Genomic DNA, 22,175 nt, shown 5'->3' with positions numbered 1-22,175 from the left:
CTCCCCGCGCCTCGGGGGACCGGCGGCGGTCCGGCCGCCCCTCCGCGGACTCATGTCCGTGCCTCCAGCGCGCCGTAGTCGACCTTGCCCGTGGTCAGCAGCGGGAGACGGTCCACGGCGCGGACGTCGAAGCCGCTCCAGTGCAACCGCAGCTCCGTGCTGAGGCGGCGGGCGAGGCGGGCGCACGCGTCGCGGTCGAGCCCTTCGGCCCACACCGTGACCCGGTCGTCGCCGCTGGTCACCGCCACCGGCCCGCAGTCGCGCAGCAGCCCCTCGACGTCGTCCAGGCTGACCCGCACACCGAAGATCTTGGCGATGCGTTTCATCCGCCCGGTGAGGTAGAGGAAGCCCTCGTCGTCGAGGTGGCCGAGGTCGCCGGTGCGCAGCACGCCGCCCAGGTCGTCGCCCCTGGCCAGGTCGGCGGCCGTCTCCGCGTAGCCCATCATCACGTTGGGCCCCTCGTACACGATCTCGCCGTCGGCCACGCTGAGCCGGCCACCAGGAACGGCGACCCCGGCCGAGCCCGGCTTGGCGGCCAGCCGGTCCGGCGGCAGGACCGCGACACGCGCCGTCGCCTCCGTCTGCCCGTACATGACGAAGAACCGGTCGGCCCTGCCGGAGAACTCCGTCACGAGCTCCGGACGCAACCGGCCGCCCGCCTGTGTGAGCGTGGTCAGCGTCGGGTGCTCCTTGGCGTCGAAGCCGAGCCTGCGCAGCATCTCGTACTGGTACGGCACGGCCGCGAGCGACGTGCAGCCGTGGGCGTCGAGGTGGGTCCAGAACGACCGCTCCAGCAGGCCCGCGTCGGTCAGGACCACCGTGGCCCCCGCTGCCAGATGGCTGTTGAGCACCGACAACCCGAAGCTGTAGTAGAGCGGCAGGCTCGTCGGCGCGACGTCGCCGGGCTCGATGGCCAGGGCGGTGGCGATGGCCGTGGCGTTGGACAGCACGGCCCGGCGCGACAGGCGCACGAGCTTGGGGCTGCCGGTCGAGCCCGAGGTGGCGAGCAGGACGGCCAGGTCCGGATGGGGATCGTCGGCGTCGCGGCGCCCGCGCGGCGCGCTCTCCACGGCGTGGGCGAACCCGAACAGCGCCGCCGGCCGGAACCTCCGGATCAGCCCGGTCAGCGCCCCCGCCGAGAGGTCGGGGTCGAGCAGAGCCACCGGCCTGCGGGTCCGCCACGCGGCGAGGTAGCGCACCACCGACGCCAGGTCGTTGCGCATGCCGCAGAACACCGGGCCCGGCGGCAGACCCGCGAGCACCTGCGCGGTGCGCTCGACGCGTGCGGCCAGCAGGTCGCCCGTGAGCTCGCCCGGCTCTCCGGCGACGACGAGCCGCGCGTCAGGGTGCGGGAAACCATCCATCAAGTCCTCCCGAGTGAACCGTCGCCTTCAGGCGACGGGGGAATCGGGAGCGGGAGGGCCGTCAAGGCCTGAGCGTGCCCTGACCTTTCTGGTCTGCGCATCAAAGAACTCCGTCCATCGCGTATTAGATGCGTCACGCTGTTATATTGATCGCGTGGCTAGTCGGGTGCGCACCTCCCCCGGCGCGGCGTACGACCTGGGTTACCACGTCGTGTGGTGCCCGAAGTATCGCCGCCCGGTCCTTGGCGGGCGGGTCAAGACGCGCCTGGAGCAGTTGATCCACGCCAAGGCTGACGAGCACGGCTGGGAAATCGTGGTGCTTGAGGTGATGCCCGACCACGTGCACCTGTTCGTCAAGCCGCACCCGAAGAACTCTCCGTCGTACGTGGCCAACCAGTTCAAGGGGTTCACCTCCCACCACCTGCGGGCCGAGTTCGGCCACCTGCGTTCCCGGTTGCCCACGTTGTGGTCGAGGTCCTACTTCGTGGCCACGGCCGGCGCCGTGACCGCTGAGACTGTGCAGCGCTACATCGACACGCAGTACGAACGGCCGTCCAAGGGCGGTGGCAATGCGTAGGTCGTTCAAATTCCTGCTGCGCCCCACCAGCAAGCAGGCCGCCGCGCTCGCGCACTGCCTGGAGGACCACCGGCAGCTGTACAACGCCGCACTGGAGCATCGCCGTATCGCCTACCGCAAGGCGGGCGTCACAGTCCGCTACGGCGACCAGTCGGCCGACCTCAAGCACATCCGAGCCGACGATCCAGGTGGCCAAGCGCGTTGGTCCTTCTCCTCCCAACAGGCCACCCTGCGCCGGCTTGACAAGGCGTTCGCCATGTTCTTCGCCCGGGTCAAGGCGGGACGGACACCGGGCTTTCCCCGCTTCAAGGGACGGGGATGGTACGACACCGTCGAATGGCCCAAGGACGGGGACGGCTGCCGGTGGGACTCCCAGCCCCATCACCCGGTCACCATCTACGTGCGGCTTCAGGGGATCGGCCACGTCCGGGTGCACCAGCATCGCCGCGTGCTGGGCAACATCAAGACGATCAGCGTCAAGCATGAGGCCTCCCGCTGGTTCGTGGTGCTGTCGTGCGACGACGTTCCCGCCGAAGCATTGCCCGCTACGGGTGCCATGGCCGGGATCGACATGGGCGTCGCCTCGCTCGCCACCACCAGCGACGGCGACCATCTGGAGCACAAACGGCACTTCGCCGCCTCCGCCGGCCTTCTCGCGGCCGCGCAGCGTGGCCTGGCCCGCAAGAAGCGGGGTTCGAACAGACGTCGCAAGACTGTGGCCCGCGTTGCGGCCCTGCACGCCAAGGTGCGCCGCCAGCGTCTGGATGCCGCGCATAAAGCAGCCAAGGCGCTGGTGGCCGGCTATGACCTGATCGTGCACGAAGCACTCAAAGTCACCAATATGACCAAGCGGGCAGCACCCAAACCGGACGGCAACGGCGGCTATCTGCCCAACGGCGCCGCTGCGAAGTCCGGGCTGAACCGTTCGATCTTGGACGCGGGTTGGGGGGTGTTCCTGACGATCCTGTCGCACAAGGCTGAAAGCGCCGGTCGAGAGCTGATCGCGGTGAATCCTGCCAACACCTCCCGTACGTGCGCCGAGTGCGGGCATTGTGCGAGGGAGAACCGCGTCACTCAAGCCGAGTTCCGATGTCAACAGTGCGGCTACGAAGCGCACGCCGACGTCAACGCGGCGATCAACATCTTGAGGGCAGGGCTTGCCCTTCGCCGGGTCGCGCGAGCGGCTTAGCGAGAAGCCGCTCGCTTCAGGGAGCGGAGGAGTCACCGTGTCGGGACCTCACAGCACCACCAGCCCGCCGTCGACACCGAGCACCTGGCCGGTGACGAACGAGGCGTGGCCGGAGAGCAGGAACGCCACGGCGGCGGCGACCTCGCGCGGCTGCCCCACCCGGCCGAGCGGGGTGGCGGCGACGGTCGTGGCGCGGGCCCGGTCGTCGAGCGTGGCGAGCATGGCCGTCTCCACGAAGCCGGGGGCCACCGCGTTGACCCGGATGCCGGCGGGGCCGAGCTCCTTGGCCGCGGACACGGTCAGGCCCAGCAGCGCGGCCTTGGTGGCGGAGTAGACGGCCTGGCCCACCGAACCGCGCCGGGCCATGATCGAGGAGACCAGCACCACGGCGGGGCTCGTGCCCCTGCGCAGCAGCCTGATCGCCGACTGCAGGGTGTGGACCGCGCCCACCGCGTTGACGTCGAACAGCCGGGACACCGCCATGCCGGGCAGCAGGCCGAGCAGCGCCGCGTCGTGGGCGCCCGCGTTGACCACGAGTGCGTCGAGGCGGCCGTGGCGTTCGCGGATCCGGCGCATCATGCTGGACACCGCGCCGGGGTCGGCCACGTCGCCGTGGACCGACCAGGTGCGTCCGCCGGTCTCGGCGGCCACCTCCGCGGCGACCTTGGCGGCCCGCTCGGCGTCGCGGCCGTGGACGATCACCTCGTCACCGGCCGCGGCGAGCGCCACGGCGACGGCTCGCCCGATGCCGGAGGTCGAGCCGGTGACCAGCGCCACTCGCGAGGTGCCGGCCGTCGGGACCGGGGCCGCGATCGCCTCGTCGACGGCCTTGTCGTCGCCGTCGGCGGCCCGGCCGGGCGATGGGTCAGAACGCGGCGCCGGCACCGTGCTTCTCCAGCAGCCGTGCCGCCTGGGCGAACGAGCTCATGTCGATGATCTCGTCCGTTTCGAGCATGATGTCGAACTCGTCCTCGATGGCGGCGACCAGCGCCATGTGGGCAAGGGAGTCCCATTGCGGGATCGCCCGGTATTCGAGCTCGTCGACGTCGGCGCCGTCCGGAAGGCTCAGCGCGGCGCGGAAGACGCCGCGCAGGCGGTCGAGGTGGCCCATGCTCCCTCACTCTCCGTGGTCGAACCAGAACGTAGTGTATCGGTGATCCTCCATGGCTCAAACCGAGCCCCCGTCGCGAGTAATGGAACCGTATAAAGCTGGGTGATGTCCGGGCGAGGATGCGAATGTCCCTGAGGGCGCGCCAACCGCTACAGGGGGAATGATGGACGAATCCAATCACTGGTACGGGCACTCCCGCATACTCGCCCGATACTGCGGGCTCCCGGACGACGTTCCCCGCCGCATACAGGGATTCGTCCAGCATGGCTGGAACTATCTCCACGGATACCCACCGAACGACCATTGGTGCACACCGGGATATCCCCGGTTCATCTGGGCCGACGTGCTGCGTCGGCGCGGCTGGTCGATGGGCCGCCGCGGCCATTACCTCATCGGCGCGCCGTGGATCTACCTCCTCGCCCTGGAGCCCGATCTGGGTCTTGTGCCGGAAGAAGAGCGGGAAGGCACGATCTGGTATCCGTTCCACGGCTGGGAGAAGAATGCGGTGATCGGCGACCACGGCCGGCTCGCCGCGTACATCCGCGAGGTGGAAAGCGGTCCGGTGACCGTATGCCTTTACTGGCTCGAATTCGCAAATATCGGTATCAGGGGGGCGTACGAGTCGGCCGGATTCCGCGTCATCTGCCACGGCAGCCGCGGTTCCCGATGGGACGACACCGGACGCGACTTCCTGCGGCGCCAGCTCACCGAGCTGCGCCGTCACCGCAGGGTGGCCTCCAACCGGCTCGGCAGCGCGCTGTTCTACGGCGCGTCGGTGGGCTGCGACATCGCCGTGTACGGCGATCCGATGCAGTTCGAGGGCGAACGCCCCGAATACGGAGGTACGGCCCGTCGCATGCGGCTCTGGCCTGAGCTGCACGGCGAGCACGTCGACCGTGGCCTGGCCGCCGAGGCCGCGCTACGGGAGCTGGGATTCGACTATCAGGCGACACCTGAGGAGCTGCAGCGAATGTTCGGCTGGAAGCGGGTGCGATGCGCATGACCGAGGTGCCCGGCAATGTCCGATTGATCGGCGGCGAGATGCTGCTGTGGTCCGACGCCGACGCGGTCACCGACTGGCGCGGCGCCGGGCTCGAACTGGTCCGGCGGCTCGTCCCTCCCGGCGGGAGGGTGCTGGTGGCCGGTCCGCACCCGAAGGGCCTCATCGGCGCGGTGTCCGGCACCGCCTCCTCGGTGGCCGTGCTCGTGCGGTCCTACCCCGACGCGTGCGCCCTCGGCGAGCGTCACCCCGCGCTGGACGTTCACTGCGGACGGCTCCGGGCGCTCACCGGGGTCCAGCCGTACGACCTGGTGCTGGCCCTGGACGGGCTCGAACGCACGCACTCCGCCGAGGAGCCGGCGCCGCCGTGGCGGGCGTCGCTCCAGGCCCTCGCCGCGCTCGTGGCGCCGGGCGGGCGGCTCGTCCTCGCGGTGCCGAACGACCTCGGCGTCGACCGGTTCGTGGATGCCCGGCCGCCCGACCGTGAGGGCGCCGACGGGCACTGGGAGCCGCACGGCTTCGACCCCAGCCATCCCGGCGGTCCGGAGGCCCTGGACGCGGCTCTGGAGGCGGTGGGGGTCGTGGCCGAGCGGTGCTACGCCGCCTACCCGTCACGGTGCGCGCCCCGTGCCCTGTTCGGACGTGAACTCCTGCGCGAGGACCTGCCCGAGGCGCTCACGGTGCCGCTCACGGCGCCTGGCGGCGACACCATGCTCGTGGCGGACCCGCTGCGGCTGACCCGGCTGGCGTTCCGCCACGGGCTCGGGGAGCACCTGGCGCCGCTCTGGCTCACGGTGGCGACCCGCCCCCGAAGCTCCGCCGCCGAGGACGGGCCTCACGGGGCGGAGGCCGAGGAGGGTTCTTACGAGCCGGGCGTCGCGGCCGCCGAGGAGGGGCCGTACGAGGCAGGCGCCGGGATCGACGAGGCTCCTTACGCGCCGGGCGTCGCGCCTGCGGAAGAGCCGGGCGTCGCGTCTGCGGAAGAAGGGCCTTACGCGTCGGACGTCGTGGCAGAGCACGCCTGCGCGCCGGACGTCGCCGTCGAGGACGCCCGCGAGCCGGCGGCCGTGGCCGACGCCCCGCGCGACGTCCTGCCGGAAGGGCTGGTCGAGGTCGGCCGGGCCGTGCACGAGGTCACCGCCACCTCCACCAGGCGCCTGCCCGGCGGGACCGCGCGCCCCATCCCGCGCGGCCGCATCGTCGAGGAGGTGCTGGTCGAGGCGTGCGCCCGCGAGGACGTGCGCGCGGTCCGCGACCTGCTGGCCGCGCTGGCCGCGTGGGTGGCCGACGGAGGGGACGCCCCCGCCGACAACCTCGTCTGGGACGGCGAGCGGTTCACCGCCATCACCCCGGTCCCCGCCCCCGGCAGTCCGGAGTCCGTGCCCGTGGTGCTCTGCCGGATCCTGTGGCGGTTCGCCGTACGGCTGCTCGCGGCCGGACACCACCATCCGTGGCCGTGGCCGCTCGACGCCGGGCAGCTCGCGCTGACGCTCTGCGGCATGGCCGGTCAGACCTGCGACCAGGACGACCTCGACCGGGCCCGCAAGCTGGAGGCCGAGCTGGGGCAACCCGTGGGGCCCGCCGAACTGGCCGGGGCCGCCCCCACCTACCGGGACCTGCTGAGCGCCCGTGACCGGGTGACCGAGCAGCTCACCGCCTCGCTGGCCCGGATCGCGCGCCTGGAGACCAAGCTGAGCTACCGCGAGCGCGAGCTGGTGCGCACCCGCGCCAAGTTGCGCAAGAGCCAGCGGAAGGCGGCCACGCTGCGCCGGACGCTCGGGTACCGGCTGTCGCGCCGCCTGTCCCGCCCGCGCCGGGCCGCCCGCAAGGTCCTGCGCCTCCTGACCCGCTGAACGCCCTGCCCCATGTCCCGCTGAAGCCCGAACGGGAGCGGGAGCAACCCCCACGGCCGGAGAAGAGAAGGTGGTTTCGTGCCGATCCTGTCGGTGGTCGTCCCGTTCCACGACGTCGAGGAGTACCTCGGCCCCTGCCTCGACTCGCTGACCACGCAGACGCTGCGCGACATCGAGGTGATCTGCGTCGACGACGGCAGCCGTGACGGCGGGCCGGCCGTGGTCGAGGCCAGGTGGGCGGCCGACCCTCGCGTGCGCCTCGTCCGGCAGGCCGGCGGCGGCGTGGGACGGGCGCGCAACCTCGGCGTGCGGCACGCGACCGGCCGCTACCTGGCGTTCGTGGACGGCGACGACCTGGTGCCCCGGGACGCGTTCCGCCGCCTGGTGGCGTCACTGGAGTCCACCGGCTCGGACCTGGCCTGCGGCAACGTCATGCGCCTCCACCGCGACCAGCTCGTGCCGTCGTGGGCGCACCGGCAGGCGTTCGCCAGGCGGCTGGAGCGGACCCACATCACCCGCCACCCGCTGCTGGTCCGCGACCGCATGCTGTGGAACAAGGTCTACCGGCGCTCCTTCTGGGACGCCCTCGCCCTGACGTTCCCGGAGCGCCTGTACGAGGACCAGCCCGTGGCCATGGCCGCGCACGTGGGCGCGACCTCGGTGGACGTTCTGAAGGCCGTCGTCTACCACTGGCGCCGGCGCGACTGGTCGGTCACCCAGCGCAGCCTGGAGCCGGGCAACGTGCGCGACCGCCTGCTGTCGGTGCTGGAGACGGCCACGCTGCTCGCCCGCCGGGCGCCGGGCGTCAAGCGGCGCTTCGACCGCGACACCCTCGACATCGACATGAGCGTGGCGGTGGCGGCGGTGGCCCGCACGGGGCCGGCGACCGACCCGGCGCTCCTGGACCTCGCGGCCCGCTACCTCGACGGCGTCGCCCCGGAGGACTGGCTGAGCCTGCCGTACCGGCGAAGGCTGCTGACGCACCTGCTGCACCGGCGACGGGTGGAGGAGCTGGCGGCGGTGTACGCGGAGGAGCGCGAGGGCCGTCTGCGGCCGCCGCTCGCCTCCACGGGGTTCGGGCTGGGCGGCAGGCGCTGGTACGGCCGGCATCCCGCCCTGCCCGCGCACCTGTCGGAGGTGACCGACGAGCTCGACCTGGAGACGCGGCTGCTGTCCACCGGCTGGCGGGACGGCCTGCTGCGCGGCGAGGGCTGGATGTCGGTCGGCCGGTTCGACGCGCGGAGCCTGGGACGCGCCCGCGTCCGCGTGTGGCTCCGGGAACGCTGCACGGGCGACACCGTGCCCCTGTCGGAGGACAGGGTGATGCCGGCCAGCCTCGGCCTCCCCCAGGAGGACGGCGGGGTGGCGGCCGAGCACGGCTTCCCGTTCGGCTTCGCCTTCGACCCCGCCACGCTGTCACCGGCGCGGCTGGCCCGGCGCGGTCACTGGGAGCTGCGCGTCGAGCTGCGGGCCGGTGGGCTGCGGCTGGAGGCGAAGGTCGCGGGGCCCCGATGGCTGCCTCCGGCGGTGCCGCCGCCGGTGCGCCGCGCGGGGTCCTGGCTGGTGCCCGTACGGGCCGGCAAGGGGGTGTGGGGGCTGCGGGTGCGCGGCGCCGAGGCGCTGATCGGCGAGTGCCGGATCGAGGGCGGCGACCTGCTGGTGGCGGGCGAGCTGACCGACCCGGGCGACGGCGAGCCGGTGCTGCGGCTGATCCGGCGCGGCGACGGCGAGGAGGTCTACTTCCCGGCCACCCTGGACGGTCACGTCTTCAGCGGCCGGATCCGGCTCGGCGACATCGAGCCGCCCGTGGGCCGGGTGCCGCGCTGGGACGTCCTGCTCGACCAGGGCAGGAAGCTCCGCCCGCTGGTACGGACCCGGGCCCGCCCGGCCGCGACCGTGGCGGGCCGCAGGTTCGTGGCCGACCGGGGCGACGACGGCTGCCTGATGCTGGTGGAGCACTGCCCGCCGATGGAGAACCAGAGGTAGAACGGCCGTCAGACCAGGATGGCCAGCAGGCACTCCACGACCCGGTCCTGCTGAGCGTCGGTGAGGCCGGGGAAGAGCGGCAGCGACAGCTCCTCCGCGTAGTACGCCTCGGCCCGCGGGCACATGCCGCGCCGGTAGCCGAGGTCCTCGAACACGGGATGCCAGTACGCCGGGATGTAGTTGACCTGCACCCCGATGCCGGCCGCCCGCATGCGGTCGTACACCTCGCGCCTGCGCCCCCCGCCGATCCGCACGGGGTACAGGTGCCAGGCCGGCTCCACGTACGGCCGTCGCTCCGGCAGCCGCAGTCCGGGCACCCCGGCCAGCAGCGCGTCGTAGCGGGCCACCAGCTCGGCGCGGCGCGCCAGGAATGCGGGCAGCCGCCCGAGCTGGCTCAGGCCGAGCGCGCACAGCACGTCGGGAAGCCGGTAGTTGAGGCCGAAGTCGTGCACCTCCTGGTGCCAGCCGCCGTGGCCGGGGTCGCGCTGCTCGGCCGGGTCGCGCACCAGCCCGTGGTTGCGGAAGCGCGCCGCGCGGGCGAACCGCTCGCCGTGGGGCAGGGCCAGCGCGCCGCCCTCGGCGGTGGTGACGGTCTTGGTGGCGAAGAACGAGAACGTGGTGACGTCGGCCAGCGACCCCACCGGCCGGCCCTTGTAGGAGGCGCCGAGGGAGTGGGCGGCGTCGCCGACGAGGAGCGCCCCGGCCCGGTCGGCGAGGGCGCGCAGCTCGTCGTAGTCGGCGGGGTGGCCGGCGTAGTCGACGGCGGTGACCGCCCTCGTGCGGCCGGTGACCGCCGCGCCCGCGGCATCGGGGTCGAGGTTGCCGGTGTCGTCGCAGACGTCGGCGAAGACGACCCGCGCCTCCCGCAGCGCGGCCGTGGCGGCGGTGGCCACGAACGTCAGCGGCGAGGTGACGACCTCGTCGCCCCGGCCGACGCCGGCGGCGGCGTAGGCCACGTGCAGGGCGGCGGTGCCGGAGGTGACGGCCAGGCAGGGGACGCCGCCGGTCCAGCGGGCCAGCCCGGCCTCGAACGCGGTGACCGCCGGCCCGGTGGTCAGCCAGTCACCGCGCAGCACCTCGGCGACGGCCCGCACGTCGTCCTCGGCGATCGACTGCCGGCCGTAGGGGATCACCAGCGGCCGTCCGCGAGCATGCGGCGCAGCTCGTCGGCCGACAGCCACAGGTCGTTGGTGTCGGAGCGGTAGGCGAAGCCGTCGGGCAGCGGCTCGCCGTCGGCCGGCGGCTCGTAGCCCCACGTGGCGATGGCGGGCCGGACGACGTAGCGGTCGCCGAGCCGCAGCGCGCGGCGGCCGTCGTCGGGCCCGATCATCTCCTCGTGCAGCTTCTCGCCGGGCCGGACGCCGACCTCGTAGACGGGGGCGTACGGCGCCACGGCCTCGGCCAGGTCGGTGATGCGCATGCTGGGGATGCGCGGCACGTACAGCTCGCCGCCGCGCATGATGTCGAAGGAGTCGACGACGAAGCGCACCGCCTGGTCGAGGGTGATCCAGAACCGGGTCATGCGCTTGTCGGTGATCGGCAGGCTGGCGCCCTCGGCGGCGAGCCGCTGGAAGAACGGCACCACCGAGCCGCGGCTGCCCACCACGTTGCCGTAGCGCACGACCGCGAAGCGGGTGGCGTGGCCGGCCGCGTAGTGGTTGGCCGACACGAACAGCTTGTCGGCCACGAGCTTGGTCGCGCCGTACAGGTTGACCGGGCCGGACGCCTTGTCGGTGGACAGGGCGACGACCTTGCGCACGCCGCTGTCGATGGCGGCCTCGACGACGTTCTGCGAGCCGGTGACGTTGGTGCGGACGTACTCGAACGGGTTGTACTCGGCGGTGTCGACCTGCTTGAGCGCCGCGGCGTGGACCACGAAGTCGACGCCGTGCATGGCGCGGGTGAGCCGGTCGCGGTCGCGCACGTCGCCGATGAACCAGCGCAGCCGCCGGTCGTCGCCGAACGTCTGGCGCGACTCCCACTGCTTGAGCTCGTCGCGGGAGAAGACCACCAGCCGCCGCACGTCGAGGACGTGCAGGGCATGGCGGATGAAGGCCTTGCCGAAGGACCCCGTGCCTCCGGTGATCAGTACGGACGATCCGCTCAGAATGCTCACGTGACCCCCTGAATCGTGTTCACGCCCTGTAGTCGCCGGAGCTGAGCCGGTAGCATAGCGCGATCGTTCAGCAACGCACGGTCACACGGGGGAATGGGGCTTCAGTGCGGATTGTCGGAATCATTCAGGCACGGACGGGGTCCACGCGCCTGCCGGGCAAGGTCCTGCGCGACCTGGGCGGCCGGTCGGTGCTGAGCTGGGTGGCGCGGGCCGTGCGGCAGGCGGACGCGGTGGACGAGCTGGTGGTCGCCACCACGACCGAGCCCGCCGACGACGCCGTGGTGGCCGAGTGCCTGCGGCTCGGCCTCGCCTGGCACCGGGGGCCGGTGGACGACGTGCTCGGCCGCTTCCAGCAGACGCTGGAGCTCCACCCGGCCGACGCGGTGATGCGCTTCACCGCCGACTGCCCGCTGCTCGACCCGGCGATCGTCCGCGAGGCCGCGCTGGTCCACCGGGCGGTGCCGGGCCTCGACTACCTGAGCACGAGCCTGACCCGCACCCTGCCCCGCGGCCTCGACGTGGAGATCGTGAGCGGGCAGGCGCTCGCGCGGGCCGGGCGGGAGGCGACCGCCCACCACCGCGTCCACGTCACCTCCTACGTCTACACGCACCCGGGCGCGTCGCGGCTGCTCGGCCTGGCCTACGCCCCGCCGGCCGCCGACCTGCGCGTCACGCTCGACACCGAGGACGACTGGGCGCTCATCTCGCGGGTGGTGGCCGCCTTCGGCGACCGGTGCGTGCCGTACGCGACGCTCGTGGGCTGGCTGCGCGCCCGGCCGGAGATCTGCCGGCTCAACGCGCACGTCCAGCAGAAAGCGCTGCAGGAGGCATGATCGGCCGGGTCGGCGTCCGTTGCGACGCCGGCGCCGGCAGGGGCGTCGGCCACCTGGTGCGCTGCGTGGCGCTCGCCGAGGAGCTGCGCGGGCGCGGCGTCGAGGTCAGCTTCCTGGGCGATCTGGCCGGTTCGGCGTGGGCGCGGGCCCAGCTCCTGGCGCGCGGCCTGCCGCTCGTCCCGGCCCCCGCCGCGCCCGGGCGGCTCGCGGAGCTGGTGGGCGACCTGCGCCTCGACGTGGTCGTGCTCGACTCGTACGACCTGGCCCCCGGCACGGGCGCCCGGGTCAGGCGGACGGGCGCGGCCGTGCTGGCGATCGTCGACGGCGACCCGCTCGGCCAGGAGGCCGACGTCTACCTCGACCAGAACCTCGGGGCCGAGCTGCGGCCGTTCCCGCTGCTCGCCGAGCGGCTGGCCGGGGTGCGCTACGCGCTGCTGCGCGACAGCGTCCGCAGGCTGCGCCGGACGGCCGGGCCGCGCGGTGACGTGCCGCGCGTGCTGTGCTTCTTCGGCGGCACCGACAGCGCGGGCGTGACGCCGGCCTGGGCCGAGGCGCTGGTGGCGACCGGCGTGCCGTTCCGCGCGACGGTGGTGAGCCCGCGGCCGTTCGCGGCGGACGGGCCGATCACCGTCATCCCGCCCACCGACCGGCTGCCCGAGCTCATGTCGGAGGCCGACCTCGTGCTCACCGCCGCCGGCTCGACCATCTGGGAGCTGCTCTACCTCGGGGTGCCGGCCGCGCTGACCTGGGTGACCGGCAACCAGCTCATCGGCTACGAGGCGCTGGTGGGCGGCGGCATCGCGGCCGGGCTCGGCCCCGCGCCCGGCGCCGTCGCCACCGAGATGCTGACCCGGCTGCTCGCCGACCCGGCGCTGCGCGAGGAGTACGGCAGGCGGGGCAGCGGCCTCGTGGACGGCAAGGGCCGCGAGCGCGTCGCCGACGCGCTCCTCGCCCTGCGGTGAGCCCGGAGCGCGCCACCTCCCAAGTCAGGTCAGGTCAGGTCTCCGATGAGGTCCCAGGTCAGGTCAGATGAGGTCCCAGGTGAGCGGCGTGCCCGCCGGCACGTCGCGGGTGAAGCGGCGCCCCGTCACCTCCGCCAGCGCCGCGGGCGGCAGCCCGCCGGCGGGCCGGATCGAGCGGACGTTGCGCTCCGTCACCGGCTCGCCCGCCCGCACCCCGGCGACCACGTACAGCGACCGGCGGAACCGCAGCCCCTCCCGCTCCGACGGCCGCGGCCCGAGGCGGGCCTCGCCGAGCGCCTGCCAGGCCCGCTCGCTCTCCACGACCAGCGCCGCCAGCTCGGCCGGCTCCAGCGAGAACGCCGCGTCCACCCCGCCGCCCGCCCGGTCCGGCGTCACGTGCTTCTCGATGACGCAGGCGCCGAGGGCGACCGCCGCGAGCGCCGCGCCGATGCCCGGCGTGTGGTCGGAGACGCCGACGACCGCGCCGGTGAGCCCGGCCAGCAGCGGCAGCCGCCGCAGGTCGCTCTCGGCGGGTGAGGCCGGGTAGGAGGCGGTGCAGGCGAGCACGGCCAGCTCGGCGCAGCCGGTCTCGCGGGCGGCCGTCACGGCCGCGTCGATCTCGCCGGCCGTGGCCATGCCCGTGGACAGCACGAGCGGCTTGCCGGTGGCCGCGACCAGCCGGATCAGCGGCAGGTCCACCAGCTCGGACGAGGCGATCTTGTACGCGGGACAGCCGAGCTTCTCCAGCAGCTCGACGGCCGTGGGGTCGAACGGCGAGGAGAACACCACGAGCCCCAGCTCGCGCGCCCTGGCGAAGATCGGCTCGTGCCACTCCCACGGCGTGTGGGCCCGCCGGTACAGGTCGTAGAGCCGTTCGCCGCCCCACAGCTCGTGGCCGGAGCCGAGGCGGAAGGCCGGGCCGTCGGCGTCGATCGTGATGGTGTCGGGCCGGTAGGTCTGCAGCTTCAGCGCGTGGGCGCCGCTCGCGGCCACGGCCTCGACGATGGCCAGGGCGCGGTCGAGGCTGCCGTCGTGGTTGCCGGACATCTCGGCGACGACGAACGGCGGCTCGCCGGGGCCGACGCGGCGGCCGGCGATCGTCAGGGGCCTCATGCCCGCTCCTCTCGGGACGCGCGGGTGACCTCGACGGTCACCACGTCCACGGTCTCGCCGTCGATGACGCGGCGGTAGCCGCCGGTCTCCTCGAAGCCGAAGCGGCTGTGCAGGAGGCGGACCGGCCGGTTGCCGGCCAGCACCTCGCCCCGCAGGGTCGTCAGCCCGAGCGGCCCGAAGGCGTGGTCGATCGCGTCACGCTCGATCCCGAACCATGCGGAGATCAGCCCGCCCGACCGCTCCAGCCCGTCGAGGTCGAGGTAGAAGCCCCAGGAGGCGACCGGCCGCTCCGGGGAGAGCCCGGAGAAGGTCACCACGCCGCAGGCGGTCCCGCCGTGCTCGTAGACGAGCACCCGCCGGGAGGGGTCGGCGCGCACCCCGGCCCACCAGTGGGCGTGCTCCTCCTCGCCGATCGCATGGGTGGTGAAGCTGGCCGCGCGGACCTTCGGGTGGTTGCGCCAGCGGAGCATGACCGGCAGATCGTCGTCGTGGACCTGTCTGAGCACCGGACCTCCTCACGCTCTGTGTCTGGTTACGTCCACACCGTAGCGGACTATGCGCCCGGTAAAGAGCTGATCAGGGTGGGGCATCGACAGCGGCCACCGGGCCATGGCGGCGGGATGCTGCCCTCGGACCCGTCCCCCGACACACAAGGAGCCCTGGCATGGCGCCCCTGGTCAGCGTCGTCGTCCCCTTCTACAACGTGGAGCAGTACATCGCCGAGTGCCTGGAGTCGCTGGCGACCCAGACGCTGAACGACATCGAGGTCATCCTGGTGGACGACGGCTCGGTGGACGGCAGCCGCCGGATCGCCGAGGGGTTCGCCTCCCGCGACCCGCGCTTCACCGTGGTGCGTCAGCCCAACCGGGGGCCCGGCCCGGCCCGCAACGAGGGCGTCCGGTGGGCCCGCGGGGCGTACCTGGCGTTCGCCGACAGCGACGACGTCGTACCGGCCGAGGCGTACGAGCTGCTGGTCTCCTCGCTGGAGCGGACCGGCTCCGACCTGGCGTGCGGCGGGGTGCGGCGCATGGCGGACGGCGAGCTGTCGCCGTCGTCGCTGCACGACAAGCTGTTCAGGCGCGAGGTGCGGCGCACGCACATCATGGACCGGCGGGCGCTGGTCAGGGACCGCACGGTGTGGAACAAGCTCTACCGCAAGGAATTCTGGTACGAGCACCGGCTGCGGTTCCGGCAGGGCATCTACGAGGACGTGCCGCTCAGCATGCGCGCCCACGTGCTGGCCGCCAGCGTGGACCTGCTGCCGGACGTCGTCTACCACTGGCGCAGGCGCGAGGCCGGGGGCACCTCGATCACGCAGCGGCGGGCCGAGCTGCCCAACCTCGCCGACCGGCTGGAGGCCATCCGCGCCGTCCGGTCGTTCCTGCAGGAGGAGGCGCCGGAGCTGACCCGCTCCTTCGACGGCCTGGTGCTGGAGAAGGACATCGTCTTCCTGTTCCAGGCGCTGGAGCACGCCGACGAGGACGAGCTGGAGCCGCTGCTGGATCTCGCCCGCCAGTGGCTGGCCGTGCTCAATCCGGGCGTGCTGGCCACCGCGCCGTCGCTGCGGCGGCTGGAGCTGCACCTGGTGGAGCGCGGGCTGGTCAAGGAGCTGCGCAGGGTGCGCGAGTTCAGGAGGTCGTCGGAGGAGGCCGCGCGCATCGTGCCGCGCGGGCTGCGCCGCGTCGGCTGGTACGGCGACTACCCGTACTTCCGCGACCGGTCGCTGCGCATCCCCGACGAGGTGTACGACGCCCGCGACGAGATCAAGGTGCTGGCCAGGGTCGAGGAGTGCCGGTGGGACGGCCAGGGCTTCGCGGTGGTCGGCGAGGTGGCCCTGCACCGGGTGGAGCGCAGACCGCGCAAGATCGAGGTGTGGCTGAGCGACGGCAGCCGCAAGGTGCCGCTGCCGTCGCGGCGGCTCGGCCCGGGACGGCTGATGGCCGAGATCGACCCGCGGCGACTGCGCCGCGGCGGCCCCACGTGGCGCCTGCACGCGCAGGTGGAGGCGCGCGGGCTGGTGATGGAGGGCTGCTTCCGCGACGGGGACGGCAACCGGACGTGGCGGTTGTCCGTGCCGGGATGGTCAAGAACGGGCATGGACATCACCCAGTAGTTCCAGAGAGTGGTTCTGAGGTCACGGCGGGTAGTCATCCTGGAATCCATGAGGTCCTATTCGCTCGATGACGTCCATGCGGCACGCAAGCGGAGAGACTCCTGGTGGACCGTGTACCTCGTGGACCCGCTGGCCTGCCGGACGGCTCTGCTGGTGGCCAACCGGACGCGGATCACGCCCAACGAGCTCACCGTGGCGTCGCTGGTCATCGGCCTGGTCTCGGCCGTCTGCTTCGCCCTGGACCTGCTGGTCGCGGGCGCGGCGGCGTTCTACCTCAGCTTCATGGTCGACTGCGTGGACGGGAAGATCGCCCGGCTCAAGGGCACGGGGACGCCCTTCGGGCTCTGGCTCGACTACGTGGGCGACCGGGTGCGGGTGGTCCTCTGCGCGACCGGCCTGGCCTACGGGCAGTACGCGCTCACCGGTGACGTGCGGTTCATCGTGCTCGGCGCGGGGGTCGCCGTGCTCGACCTGTTCCGGTACGTCAACGCGCCGCAGATGAAGCGGGTGCGGGAGATCATCAGGGAGTCGCGGGTGGAGGCCGCCGAGCTGGCGGAGGCCGCCCGGGTCTGGCACCGGGAGTACGCCACGGCCGTCCGTGAGCCGGTTCTCGACCTGCGGATCGTCGACGAGCCGTCACTCGGCGAGGGCGACGACGAGCCGGTCGGCGCGGCCGTCGACGACGACGAGGCGGTGGAGCACGTGGCCGCCGCCGCCCGCCGGCGGGGCCGCAACCGCAAGTTCTCCCGGCGGCTCAACAGGTACCTCGCCCGCCGCCGCATCCGCACCCACCTGATCAGCGGCATCGAGTTCCACGCCGCGGTGTTCGTGGTCGCGCCGGTCGTCGGCGTGGCCGCGCTGGTGCCGGTGTCCGCGGTCGCCGGCGTGCTGCTGCTCGCCAACGAGATCTTCCTTGTCTACCGGATGTGGCGCTTCACGCGCCGGCACACCGTGTCCTCCCGGCAGGAGAGCCGAGAGCACGTTCTCGTCTAAGTTTTCGGGGGTTAGTACGTAATGTCCGATCGGCCTGTCTTCGTCGTCGGCTGCCCGCGCTCCGGCACCACGATGCTGCAGCTCATGCTCCACTCCCATCCACGCATGGCGGTCCCGCCCGAGACGCGGTACGTCGTGCCCGTGTACCAGCGCCGCCGCGAGTTCGGCGACATGCGCCTCGCCCAGCGGCGCGCCGCCCTCGCGGAGTGGATCGCGACCGACCGCACCACGAAGTTCAAGGAACTCAAGATCGACAAGGATGAGTTCGTCCGTGAGTGCGTCGAGGGCCCCGGTTCGCTGGGCTCGGTGATCGGCACGACGTTCCGCATGTACGCGGAGAGGTTCGGCAAGCCGCGCTGGGGCGACAAGCGGCCGAGCTACGTCAAGCAGGTGGACATCCTGCTCAGGATCTTCCCCGACGCCCAGTTCATCCACCTCATCAGGGACGGCCGCGACTGCGTCTCCTCCCTGAAGGAGATGCCCTGGTACACCCACAACTCCTTCCACGCCATCTCCACCTGGGCCGAGGCCATGGACGCGGGCGTCAAGCTGCGCCGCACGATGCCCGCCGACAGCTACTACGAGCTGCGCTACGAGGACCTGACCGACGACCCGTCGACCGAGCTGAAGAAGCTCTGCCTCTTCCTTGAGGAGGACTTCGACCCGGCCATGGTCTCGCCGCGCGAGGCGGCGCAGGTGGCCGTGCCCGTCCACAAGGTCTGGCACAGCAACACCCACGGCGAGGTGCTGCGCACGCGGGTCGGGAGCTGGACCGGCCGGCTGGAGGGCTGGGAGATCTCGCTGGCCGAGCAGGCGCTCGGCGACCGGTTGGTGGCCAACGGGTACGAGCTCAGCGGCGCGCCGGCGCCGTCCAAGGAGCACGTCGCGACCCTCCAGCGGGTCATGCAGAAGCGCAAGGCCGCCCGCTCCCGCAAGCGCCTGCGCGACCGCTTCCAGCGGCTGCGCGAGCCCGGGCCGGTGGCGGCGCTGCTCACCTCGCGCCAGCGGGCGCTGGCCGGGCTGCCGCCGCAGCCGGCCGAGGACAAGCACCCGTCCGTCACCGCCTGACCCGCCCTCTGCCGAGGGACTCCCGGGGTCACCGCCTGACGAGGCTCCCGGAGTCACCGCCTGACGTGGACGAACAGGGTCTCCCAGGCGTCCAGCACGCGGTCGGGGCGGAACGCCTCGGCCCGGGCGCGGGCGGCGGCGCCGAGCCGTCGCCGCTCCCGGGGCGAGCCGGCCAGCCGGCCCAGCTCCAGGGCGAACCCGCCGGTGTCGCCCGGCGGCACCAGCACCGGGCCCGCGGCCCGTACCCCTCCCGACACGTCGTACGCCACCGCGGGCACCCCGTGTGCCGCCGCCTCCAGCAGCGTCAGCGGCAGTCCCTCGTGCTCGCTGGTCAGCGCCACCAGCGAGGCGGCCAGGTACTCGCCGGGCATCCGCTCGGCGGGCACCCGCCCCCGGAACACCACCCGGTCGGCCACCCCCTCGCGCGCGGCGTGCGCGCGCAGCCGGTCCAGCTCGGCGCCGTCGCCCACGAGGTGCAGCTCCCAGGGCGGTGGCGCGCCCGAGGCCGCGAACGCGGTGATCAACCGGTCGAACCGCTTGACCCCTTCCAGGCGCCCCACGCCCAGCACGCGCGGGGCCTCCAGCGTGGAGACCCGCTCCGGCCAGCCGGGCAGCGGGTTCGGCAGCGACCAGGCGTTGGGCAGCAGCGCCCCTTCGGAGAAGCGCCAGGCGTCGTCCTCGCTCAGGAACACCGCCTGGTCGAGGCCCGGGTAGTGGCGGCGGATGGAGCCCAGGTGCCAGCAGCCGCCCGCGTGCTCGTACGAGCCGTGGTACTGGCCGATCGAGCGCAGCCCGTCCGGCAGCAGCGGCGCCACCCGGGCCACCACGCTCGGCGAGGTCAGCACCGCGAACCCCGGCGCGCAGTCCCGCAGCAGCCGGGCCAGGCGCCGGTCGGCCCGCGCCCGCGCCAGGCGGCCGGGCCGGCCCGAGCGGGTCCGGCTGACCACGTGGCGCCGGTAGCGGGGCTCGGCCACGTACCGGAACGGCGCGGCCGAGCGGTGCAGGCCGATCACCCGGACGTCGTGGCCGCGCCCGGCCAGGCCCTGCGCGAGGGTGTGCGTGACCCGCTGGATCCCGCCCAGCGTGTCGGCGTCCAGGCACGCGAAGACGACGTTCACGCGGCCCACCCCGTCCCGGGCCCGGAGCCGAGGTCGCCGAAGAAGGCCGTCACGACCCTGGACGCCGCGTCGCCGCGCTCGTCGGCGCACCACAGCTCGCGGAAGGCCGCGTACCGGGCCGCGTGGGCGGCGTGGACCTCGGCCAGGTCACGCAGCCGGTCGATGAGCTCCCCGGTGGTCGTCACGCACGGGCCCGGGGCGATCGCCGGCAGGTCGTGGTACACGCCGCGCTCGCGCAGCCGGTAGTCGTCCCAGTCGTCGATGAGGAACAGCATCGGCTTGCCCGTGATCGCGTAGTCGCACATCACCGACGAGTAGTCGGTCAGCAGCGCGTCCGAGGCCAGCATCAGGTCGTTGACCTCGGGATAGGTCCCCGCCGGCCGGACGAAGTGCCGCAGGTGCTCCGGCACCGTGTACCGCTCGACCGGATGGGTGCGCAGGACCACCACCCACTCGGCGGCCAGCTCCTCGGCCATCAGCTCCAGGTCGGCCCGGACCGACGCGCCCCCGCCCTTGGCCCGGTCGCGGTAGGTGGGCGCGTACAGCAGGATCCTGCGGTCCGGCGGGATCTCCAGCCGGGCGCGGACGTCGGTCCGCGACACCCCGCGGACCAGCGCGTCGCAGCGCGGCGTGCCGTAGCGCAGGATGGGGCCGGTGTAGCCGTTGGCGCGGGCGAACAGCCGCGAGAACTCCTCGCTGGGGGAGACGAGCGCGTCCCAGCGGGCCACCGCGGCGCGCCACACCTCGCGCGGCCGGTCGAAGTCGGCGCGCAGGTCGGGCGCGTCGAAGCCGATGGACTTGATGCCCTGCCCGTGCCAGGTCTGCAGATAGCGGGTGCGGCGCGGCTTCGGGTAGTCGAGCGGGAAGCCGTGGCTGTCCACCCAGATGCCGGCGCGGGCCAGCGTCCAGACGTAGCGCCAGCTCCCGCGGCGCACCGCCCGCGACCCGGCGGGGACGTCCGCGCGGCCCCTGACCACCGACCAGACCGTCTCGACGGGCAGGCCACGCCGCTTGACCTCGTCGTGGACGGCGCGCGGGCTGCCCGTGCATCCCTTGCCGACGTCCGACTCGAACAGGGCGAGGTCGTGGCGCGCCGGCAGCAGCATGGTCAGCGCGCGGTAGACCAGCAGCTTGTGGCGCGGCCGGCCGGCGATCCTGATCAGCCTGCGGGCGATCCGGCGCGGCAGCGAGCGGACGCTTCGGTGCTCGCGGGCCCGCAGGTACGCGGTGTGGCCGCACGGTTCGAGCCGCACGCGGCGCAGGTCGATCGGCTCGGCGCCGGGATGGACGATGAGCCGGTCGCAGGTGGTGTGGCCGGTCGCGAGGCTGGTGAAGGCGATGCGCGGCTCACACCCCCGCCGCACGGTGAAGGTCACCTCGGTGGTGTAGCCGCCCTCGCCCGACGGGGCGGGCCGGATCGGCACCTCCTCGCCGCCGAGCCGCAGGCATGCCCGCCACTCCAGCGGCAGCGCGCCGAACGGGTCGTACGTGCGCACGGTCATGCGCACCCGCTCGCCCTCGGCGGACAGCTCCGTCACCTCGTGCCGCAGGCGGCTCGCGCCGAAGGGCAGCTCGGCCAGCCGCAGGGCGGTGATGTCCATGCCGGGGGAGACCGTGGTGCCCCAGTACGTCCGCCCGCCGGCCCGGACCGCGGCGCGCGGCGGGGCGTGGTGGCCGGTCAGCGAGCCGGCGGCCACCATGAGGTCGTCGATCCGGTCCTCCAGGATGAGGTGGCAGCACACCCGGGTCATCGGGTCGAGCCGGCCGACCACCTCGGCGGGGATCCGCTCCATGTACGGCCGCACGACCGAGGCGAACTCCTTGACCCACACCCTCTCGCGCCGGGGCAGCGGGTTGAGGTAGACGCGCAGGTCCTGGCGCAGGAACCGCTCCTGCCGGTCCGGCACCAGGTCGGCCAGGCCGTGCGCGCGCAGCACGTCGTCGCTGCGCCAGGCGGCCACGAGCCGGTGGCGCACGTTCTCCATCTCGCGGATCCGCAGCGAGATGCTGGTCGGGCCGGACGAGCCGTCGCGCAACCGGTGCCACAGGTAGACGGGCCACGGCACGACCGCGAAGCGGCGGGCGACGGCGTACGCCTCGGTGGCGAAGACGTGGTCCTCGTAGTGGATGTCCTCGGGGAAGCGCAGCCGGTGCTCGCGCAGGAAGGGCACCCGGTAGAGCTTGTTGGTGGTGAACGAGTCGAGGAACAGCCGGGGCTCCGCGCGGATGCCGTCCACGACCCGCCGGGCGGCGAACAGCTCGGGGTAGTAGGGCTCGCTGCGGCCGGACCACTCGTACAGGCGCGAGATCTGGCCGGAGACGAAGTCCGCGCCGGTGCGCCGGATCTCGGTGAGCAGGCTCTTGCAGGCGTGCCGCGGCAGCTCGTCGTCGCTGTCGAGGAACATGACGTACGGCGAGGTCGCGGCGTCGAGCCCGTCGTTGCGCGGGGCGCCGCAGCCGCCGCTGTTGACCTCCCGGCGCAGGTGGCGCACGCGCGGGTCGGACCGCGCGAGCTCCGCGGCCACGCGCGCGGTGTCGTCCGTGCTCGCGTCGTCGGCGATGATCACTTCCAGGTCGTGCTGCGTCTGGCGGAGGACGGAGCGCACGGCCCGGGGCAGGCGGGCCGCGTCGTTGTAGGTGATCACGACGACTGTGCAGTCCGGCATGCCGCCTCCCCCCGTGAGAGCGTCACGTGGGGAGGGGATTCCCGGAGTTCGGAGTAACTTGTCCGGATTTAAGGTGTTTTGGGGATATCTATCGCATCAGCCGCCTGATCGAC

General features: G+C 73.2%; 19 protein-coding genes. 10 read left to right on the top strand and 9 right to left on the bottom strand.

What is annotated here, in order from left to right:
* Positions 1 to 50: 50 nt before the first annotated feature.
* Positions 51 to 1,364, bottom strand: coding sequence for an AMP-binding protein (locus tag HTZ77_RS02945; RefSeq protein WP_175587821.1), 1,314 nt, complete (start codon positions 1,362 to 1,364; stop codon positions 51 to 53).
* 154 nt (positions 1,365 to 1,518) lie between these two features.
* On the opposite strand from HTZ77_RS02945, the gene tnpA reads away from it, so the two are divergent.
* Positions 1,519 to 1,941, top strand: coding sequence for an IS200/IS605 family transposase (gene tnpA / locus HTZ77_RS02940; RefSeq protein WP_407940470.1), 423 nt, complete (start codon positions 1,519 to 1,521; stop codon positions 1,939 to 1,941).
* Positions 1,934 to 3,130, top strand: a complete 1,197-nt coding sequence (locus tag HTZ77_RS02935) for an RNA-guided endonuclease InsQ/TnpB family protein (protein WP_175587820.1) — start codon at positions 1,934 to 1,936, stop codon at positions 3,128 to 3,130. Before tnpA ends, HTZ77_RS02935 begins: the two co-directional genes overlap by 8 nt.
* Positions 3,131 to 3,178: 48 nt before the next feature.
* Here the strand turns inward: HTZ77_RS02935 and HTZ77_RS02930 are convergent, their stop codons facing one another.
* Both HTZ77_RS02930 and HTZ77_RS02925 read right to left on the bottom strand, forming a co-directional pair.
* Entirely contained in the window at positions 3,179 to 4,015 is an 837-nt protein-coding gene (locus HTZ77_RS02930) for an SDR family NAD(P)-dependent oxidoreductase (protein ID WP_328808386.1), read from the bottom strand.
* Positions 3,996 to 4,241, bottom strand: coding sequence for an acyl carrier protein (locus tag HTZ77_RS02925; protein WP_175587819.1), 246 nt, complete (start codon positions 4,239 to 4,241; stop codon positions 3,996 to 3,998). Before HTZ77_RS02925 ends, HTZ77_RS02930 begins: the two co-directional genes overlap by 20 nt.
* A 343-nt stretch (positions 4,242 to 4,584) precedes the next feature.
* Here HTZ77_RS02925 and HTZ77_RS02920 point away from each other — a divergent pair, with 343 nt between their 5' ends.
* The 3 genes from HTZ77_RS02920 to HTZ77_RS02910 all read left to right on the top strand — a co-directional run bounded on the left by HTZ77_RS02920 (position 4,585) and on the right by HTZ77_RS02910 (position 9,080).
* Positions 4,585 to 5,244 carry a hypothetical protein gene (locus tag HTZ77_RS02920; protein ID WP_235994134.1) on the top strand — a complete coding sequence of 220 codons (660 nt, stop codon included), beginning with the start codon at positions 4,585 to 4,587 and terminating at the stop codon, positions 5,242 to 5,244.
* Complete coding sequence (locus HTZ77_RS02915; RefSeq protein ID WP_175587817.1) at positions 5,241 to 7,094, top strand: class I SAM-dependent methyltransferase; 1,854 nt, start codon at positions 5,241 to 5,243, stop codon at positions 7,092 to 7,094. The genes HTZ77_RS02920 and HTZ77_RS02915 overlap by 4 nt, the downstream gene beginning before the upstream one ends.
* A 78-nt stretch (positions 7,095 to 7,172) precedes the next feature.
* A complete protein-coding gene (locus HTZ77_RS02910; RefSeq protein WP_175587816.1) occupies positions 7,173 to 9,080 on the top strand; it encodes a glycosyltransferase in 1,908 nt (635 codons plus the stop codon).
* An 8-nt stretch (positions 9,081 to 9,088) separates the two neighbouring features.
* On the opposite strand, the gene HTZ77_RS02905 is transcribed toward HTZ77_RS02910, so the two are convergent.
* Together HTZ77_RS02905 and pseB are read right to left on the bottom strand one after the other, a co-directional pair.
* Positions 9,089 to 10,213, bottom strand: coding sequence for a DegT/DnrJ/EryC1/StrS family aminotransferase (locus HTZ77_RS02905; protein ID WP_175587815.1), 1,125 nt, complete (start codon positions 10,211 to 10,213; stop codon positions 9,089 to 9,091).
* Positions 10,210 to 11,196: a UDP-N-acetylglucosamine 4,6-dehydratase (inverting) gene (pseB, locus tag HTZ77_RS02900; RefSeq protein ID WP_328808385.1), complete on the bottom strand. Its 987-nt coding sequence runs from the start codon at positions 11,194 to 11,196 to the stop codon at positions 10,210 to 10,212. Before pseB ends, HTZ77_RS02905 begins: the two co-directional genes overlap by 4 nt.
* 104 nt (positions 11,197 to 11,300) lie before the next feature.
* Between pseB and HTZ77_RS02895 the strand changes: the two genes are divergently transcribed.
* Both HTZ77_RS02895 and HTZ77_RS02890 read left to right on the top strand, forming a co-directional pair.
* Positions 11,301 to 12,029 (top strand): cytidylyltransferase domain-containing protein, encoded by a 729-nt coding sequence (locus HTZ77_RS02895; protein WP_175587814.1) that lies wholly within the window; start codon positions 11,301 to 11,303, stop codon positions 12,027 to 12,029.
* Complete coding sequence (locus HTZ77_RS02890) at positions 12,026 to 12,991, top strand: PseG/SpsG family protein (RefSeq protein ID WP_175587813.1); 966 nt, start codon at positions 12,026 to 12,028, stop codon at positions 12,989 to 12,991. Before HTZ77_RS02895 ends, HTZ77_RS02890 begins: the two co-directional genes overlap by 4 nt.
* Before the next feature lie 63 nt (positions 12,992 to 13,054).
* Here the strand turns inward: HTZ77_RS02890 and pseI are convergent, their stop codons facing one another.
* Positions 13,055 to 14,104: a pseudaminic acid synthase gene (pseI, locus tag HTZ77_RS02885; RefSeq protein ID WP_175587812.1), complete on the bottom strand. Its 1,050-nt coding sequence runs from the start codon at positions 14,102 to 14,104 to the stop codon at positions 13,055 to 13,057.
* A complete protein-coding gene (locus HTZ77_RS02880; RefSeq protein ID WP_175587811.1) occupies positions 14,101 to 14,610 on the bottom strand; it encodes a GNAT family N-acetyltransferase in 510 nt (169 codons plus the stop codon). The genes pseI and HTZ77_RS02880 overlap by 4 nt, the downstream gene beginning before the upstream one ends.
* A gap of 158 nt (positions 14,611 to 14,768) precedes the next feature.
* Between HTZ77_RS02880 and HTZ77_RS02875 the strand changes: the two genes are divergently transcribed.
* The 3 genes from HTZ77_RS02875 to HTZ77_RS02865 are packed head-to-tail and all read left to right on the top strand — an operon-like array spanning position 14,769 to position 18,278.
* Entirely contained in the window at positions 14,769 to 16,217 is a 1,449-nt protein-coding gene (locus tag HTZ77_RS02875; protein ID WP_175587810.1) for a glycosyltransferase family 2 protein, read from the top strand.
* Positions 16,218 to 16,265: 48 nt separating this feature from the next.
* Positions 16,266 to 17,210 (top strand): CDP-alcohol phosphatidyltransferase family protein, encoded by a 945-nt coding sequence (locus tag HTZ77_RS02870; RefSeq protein WP_175587809.1) that lies wholly within the window; start codon positions 16,266 to 16,268, stop codon positions 17,208 to 17,210.
* Between the two features lie 21 nt (positions 17,211 to 17,231).
* Positions 17,232 to 18,278 carry a sulfotransferase family protein gene (locus HTZ77_RS02865; protein WP_175587808.1) on the top strand — a complete coding sequence of 349 codons (1,047 nt, stop codon included), beginning with the start codon at positions 17,232 to 17,234 and terminating at the stop codon, positions 18,276 to 18,278.
* Between the two features lie 53 nt (positions 18,279 to 18,331).
* Here the strand turns inward: HTZ77_RS02865 and HTZ77_RS02860 are convergent, their stop codons facing one another.
* Both HTZ77_RS02860 and HTZ77_RS02855 read right to left on the bottom strand, forming a co-directional pair.
* Complete coding sequence (locus HTZ77_RS02860) at positions 18,332 to 19,396, bottom strand: glycosyltransferase (protein WP_175587807.1); 1,065 nt, start codon at positions 19,394 to 19,396, stop codon at positions 18,332 to 18,334.
* The gene (locus HTZ77_RS02855) at positions 19,393 to 22,062 is read right to left on the bottom strand and encodes a bifunctional glycosyltransferase/CDP-glycerol:glycerophosphate glycerophosphotransferase (RefSeq protein ID WP_175587806.1); all 2,670 of its coding nucleotides are present in this window, start codon (positions 22,060 to 22,062) and stop codon (positions 19,393 to 19,395) included. The genes HTZ77_RS02860 and HTZ77_RS02855 overlap by 4 nt, the downstream gene beginning before the upstream one ends.
* Positions 22,063 to 22,175: the final 113 nt, after the last annotated feature.

The sequence above is a fragment of the Nonomuraea montanisoli genome (assembly GCF_013363975.1).
Taxonomy (GTDB): domain Bacteria; phylum Actinomycetota; class Actinomycetes; order Streptosporangiales; family Streptosporangiaceae; genus Nonomuraea; species Nonomuraea montanisoli.
This window is presented reverse-complemented; position numbering and strand designations above follow the sequence as displayed.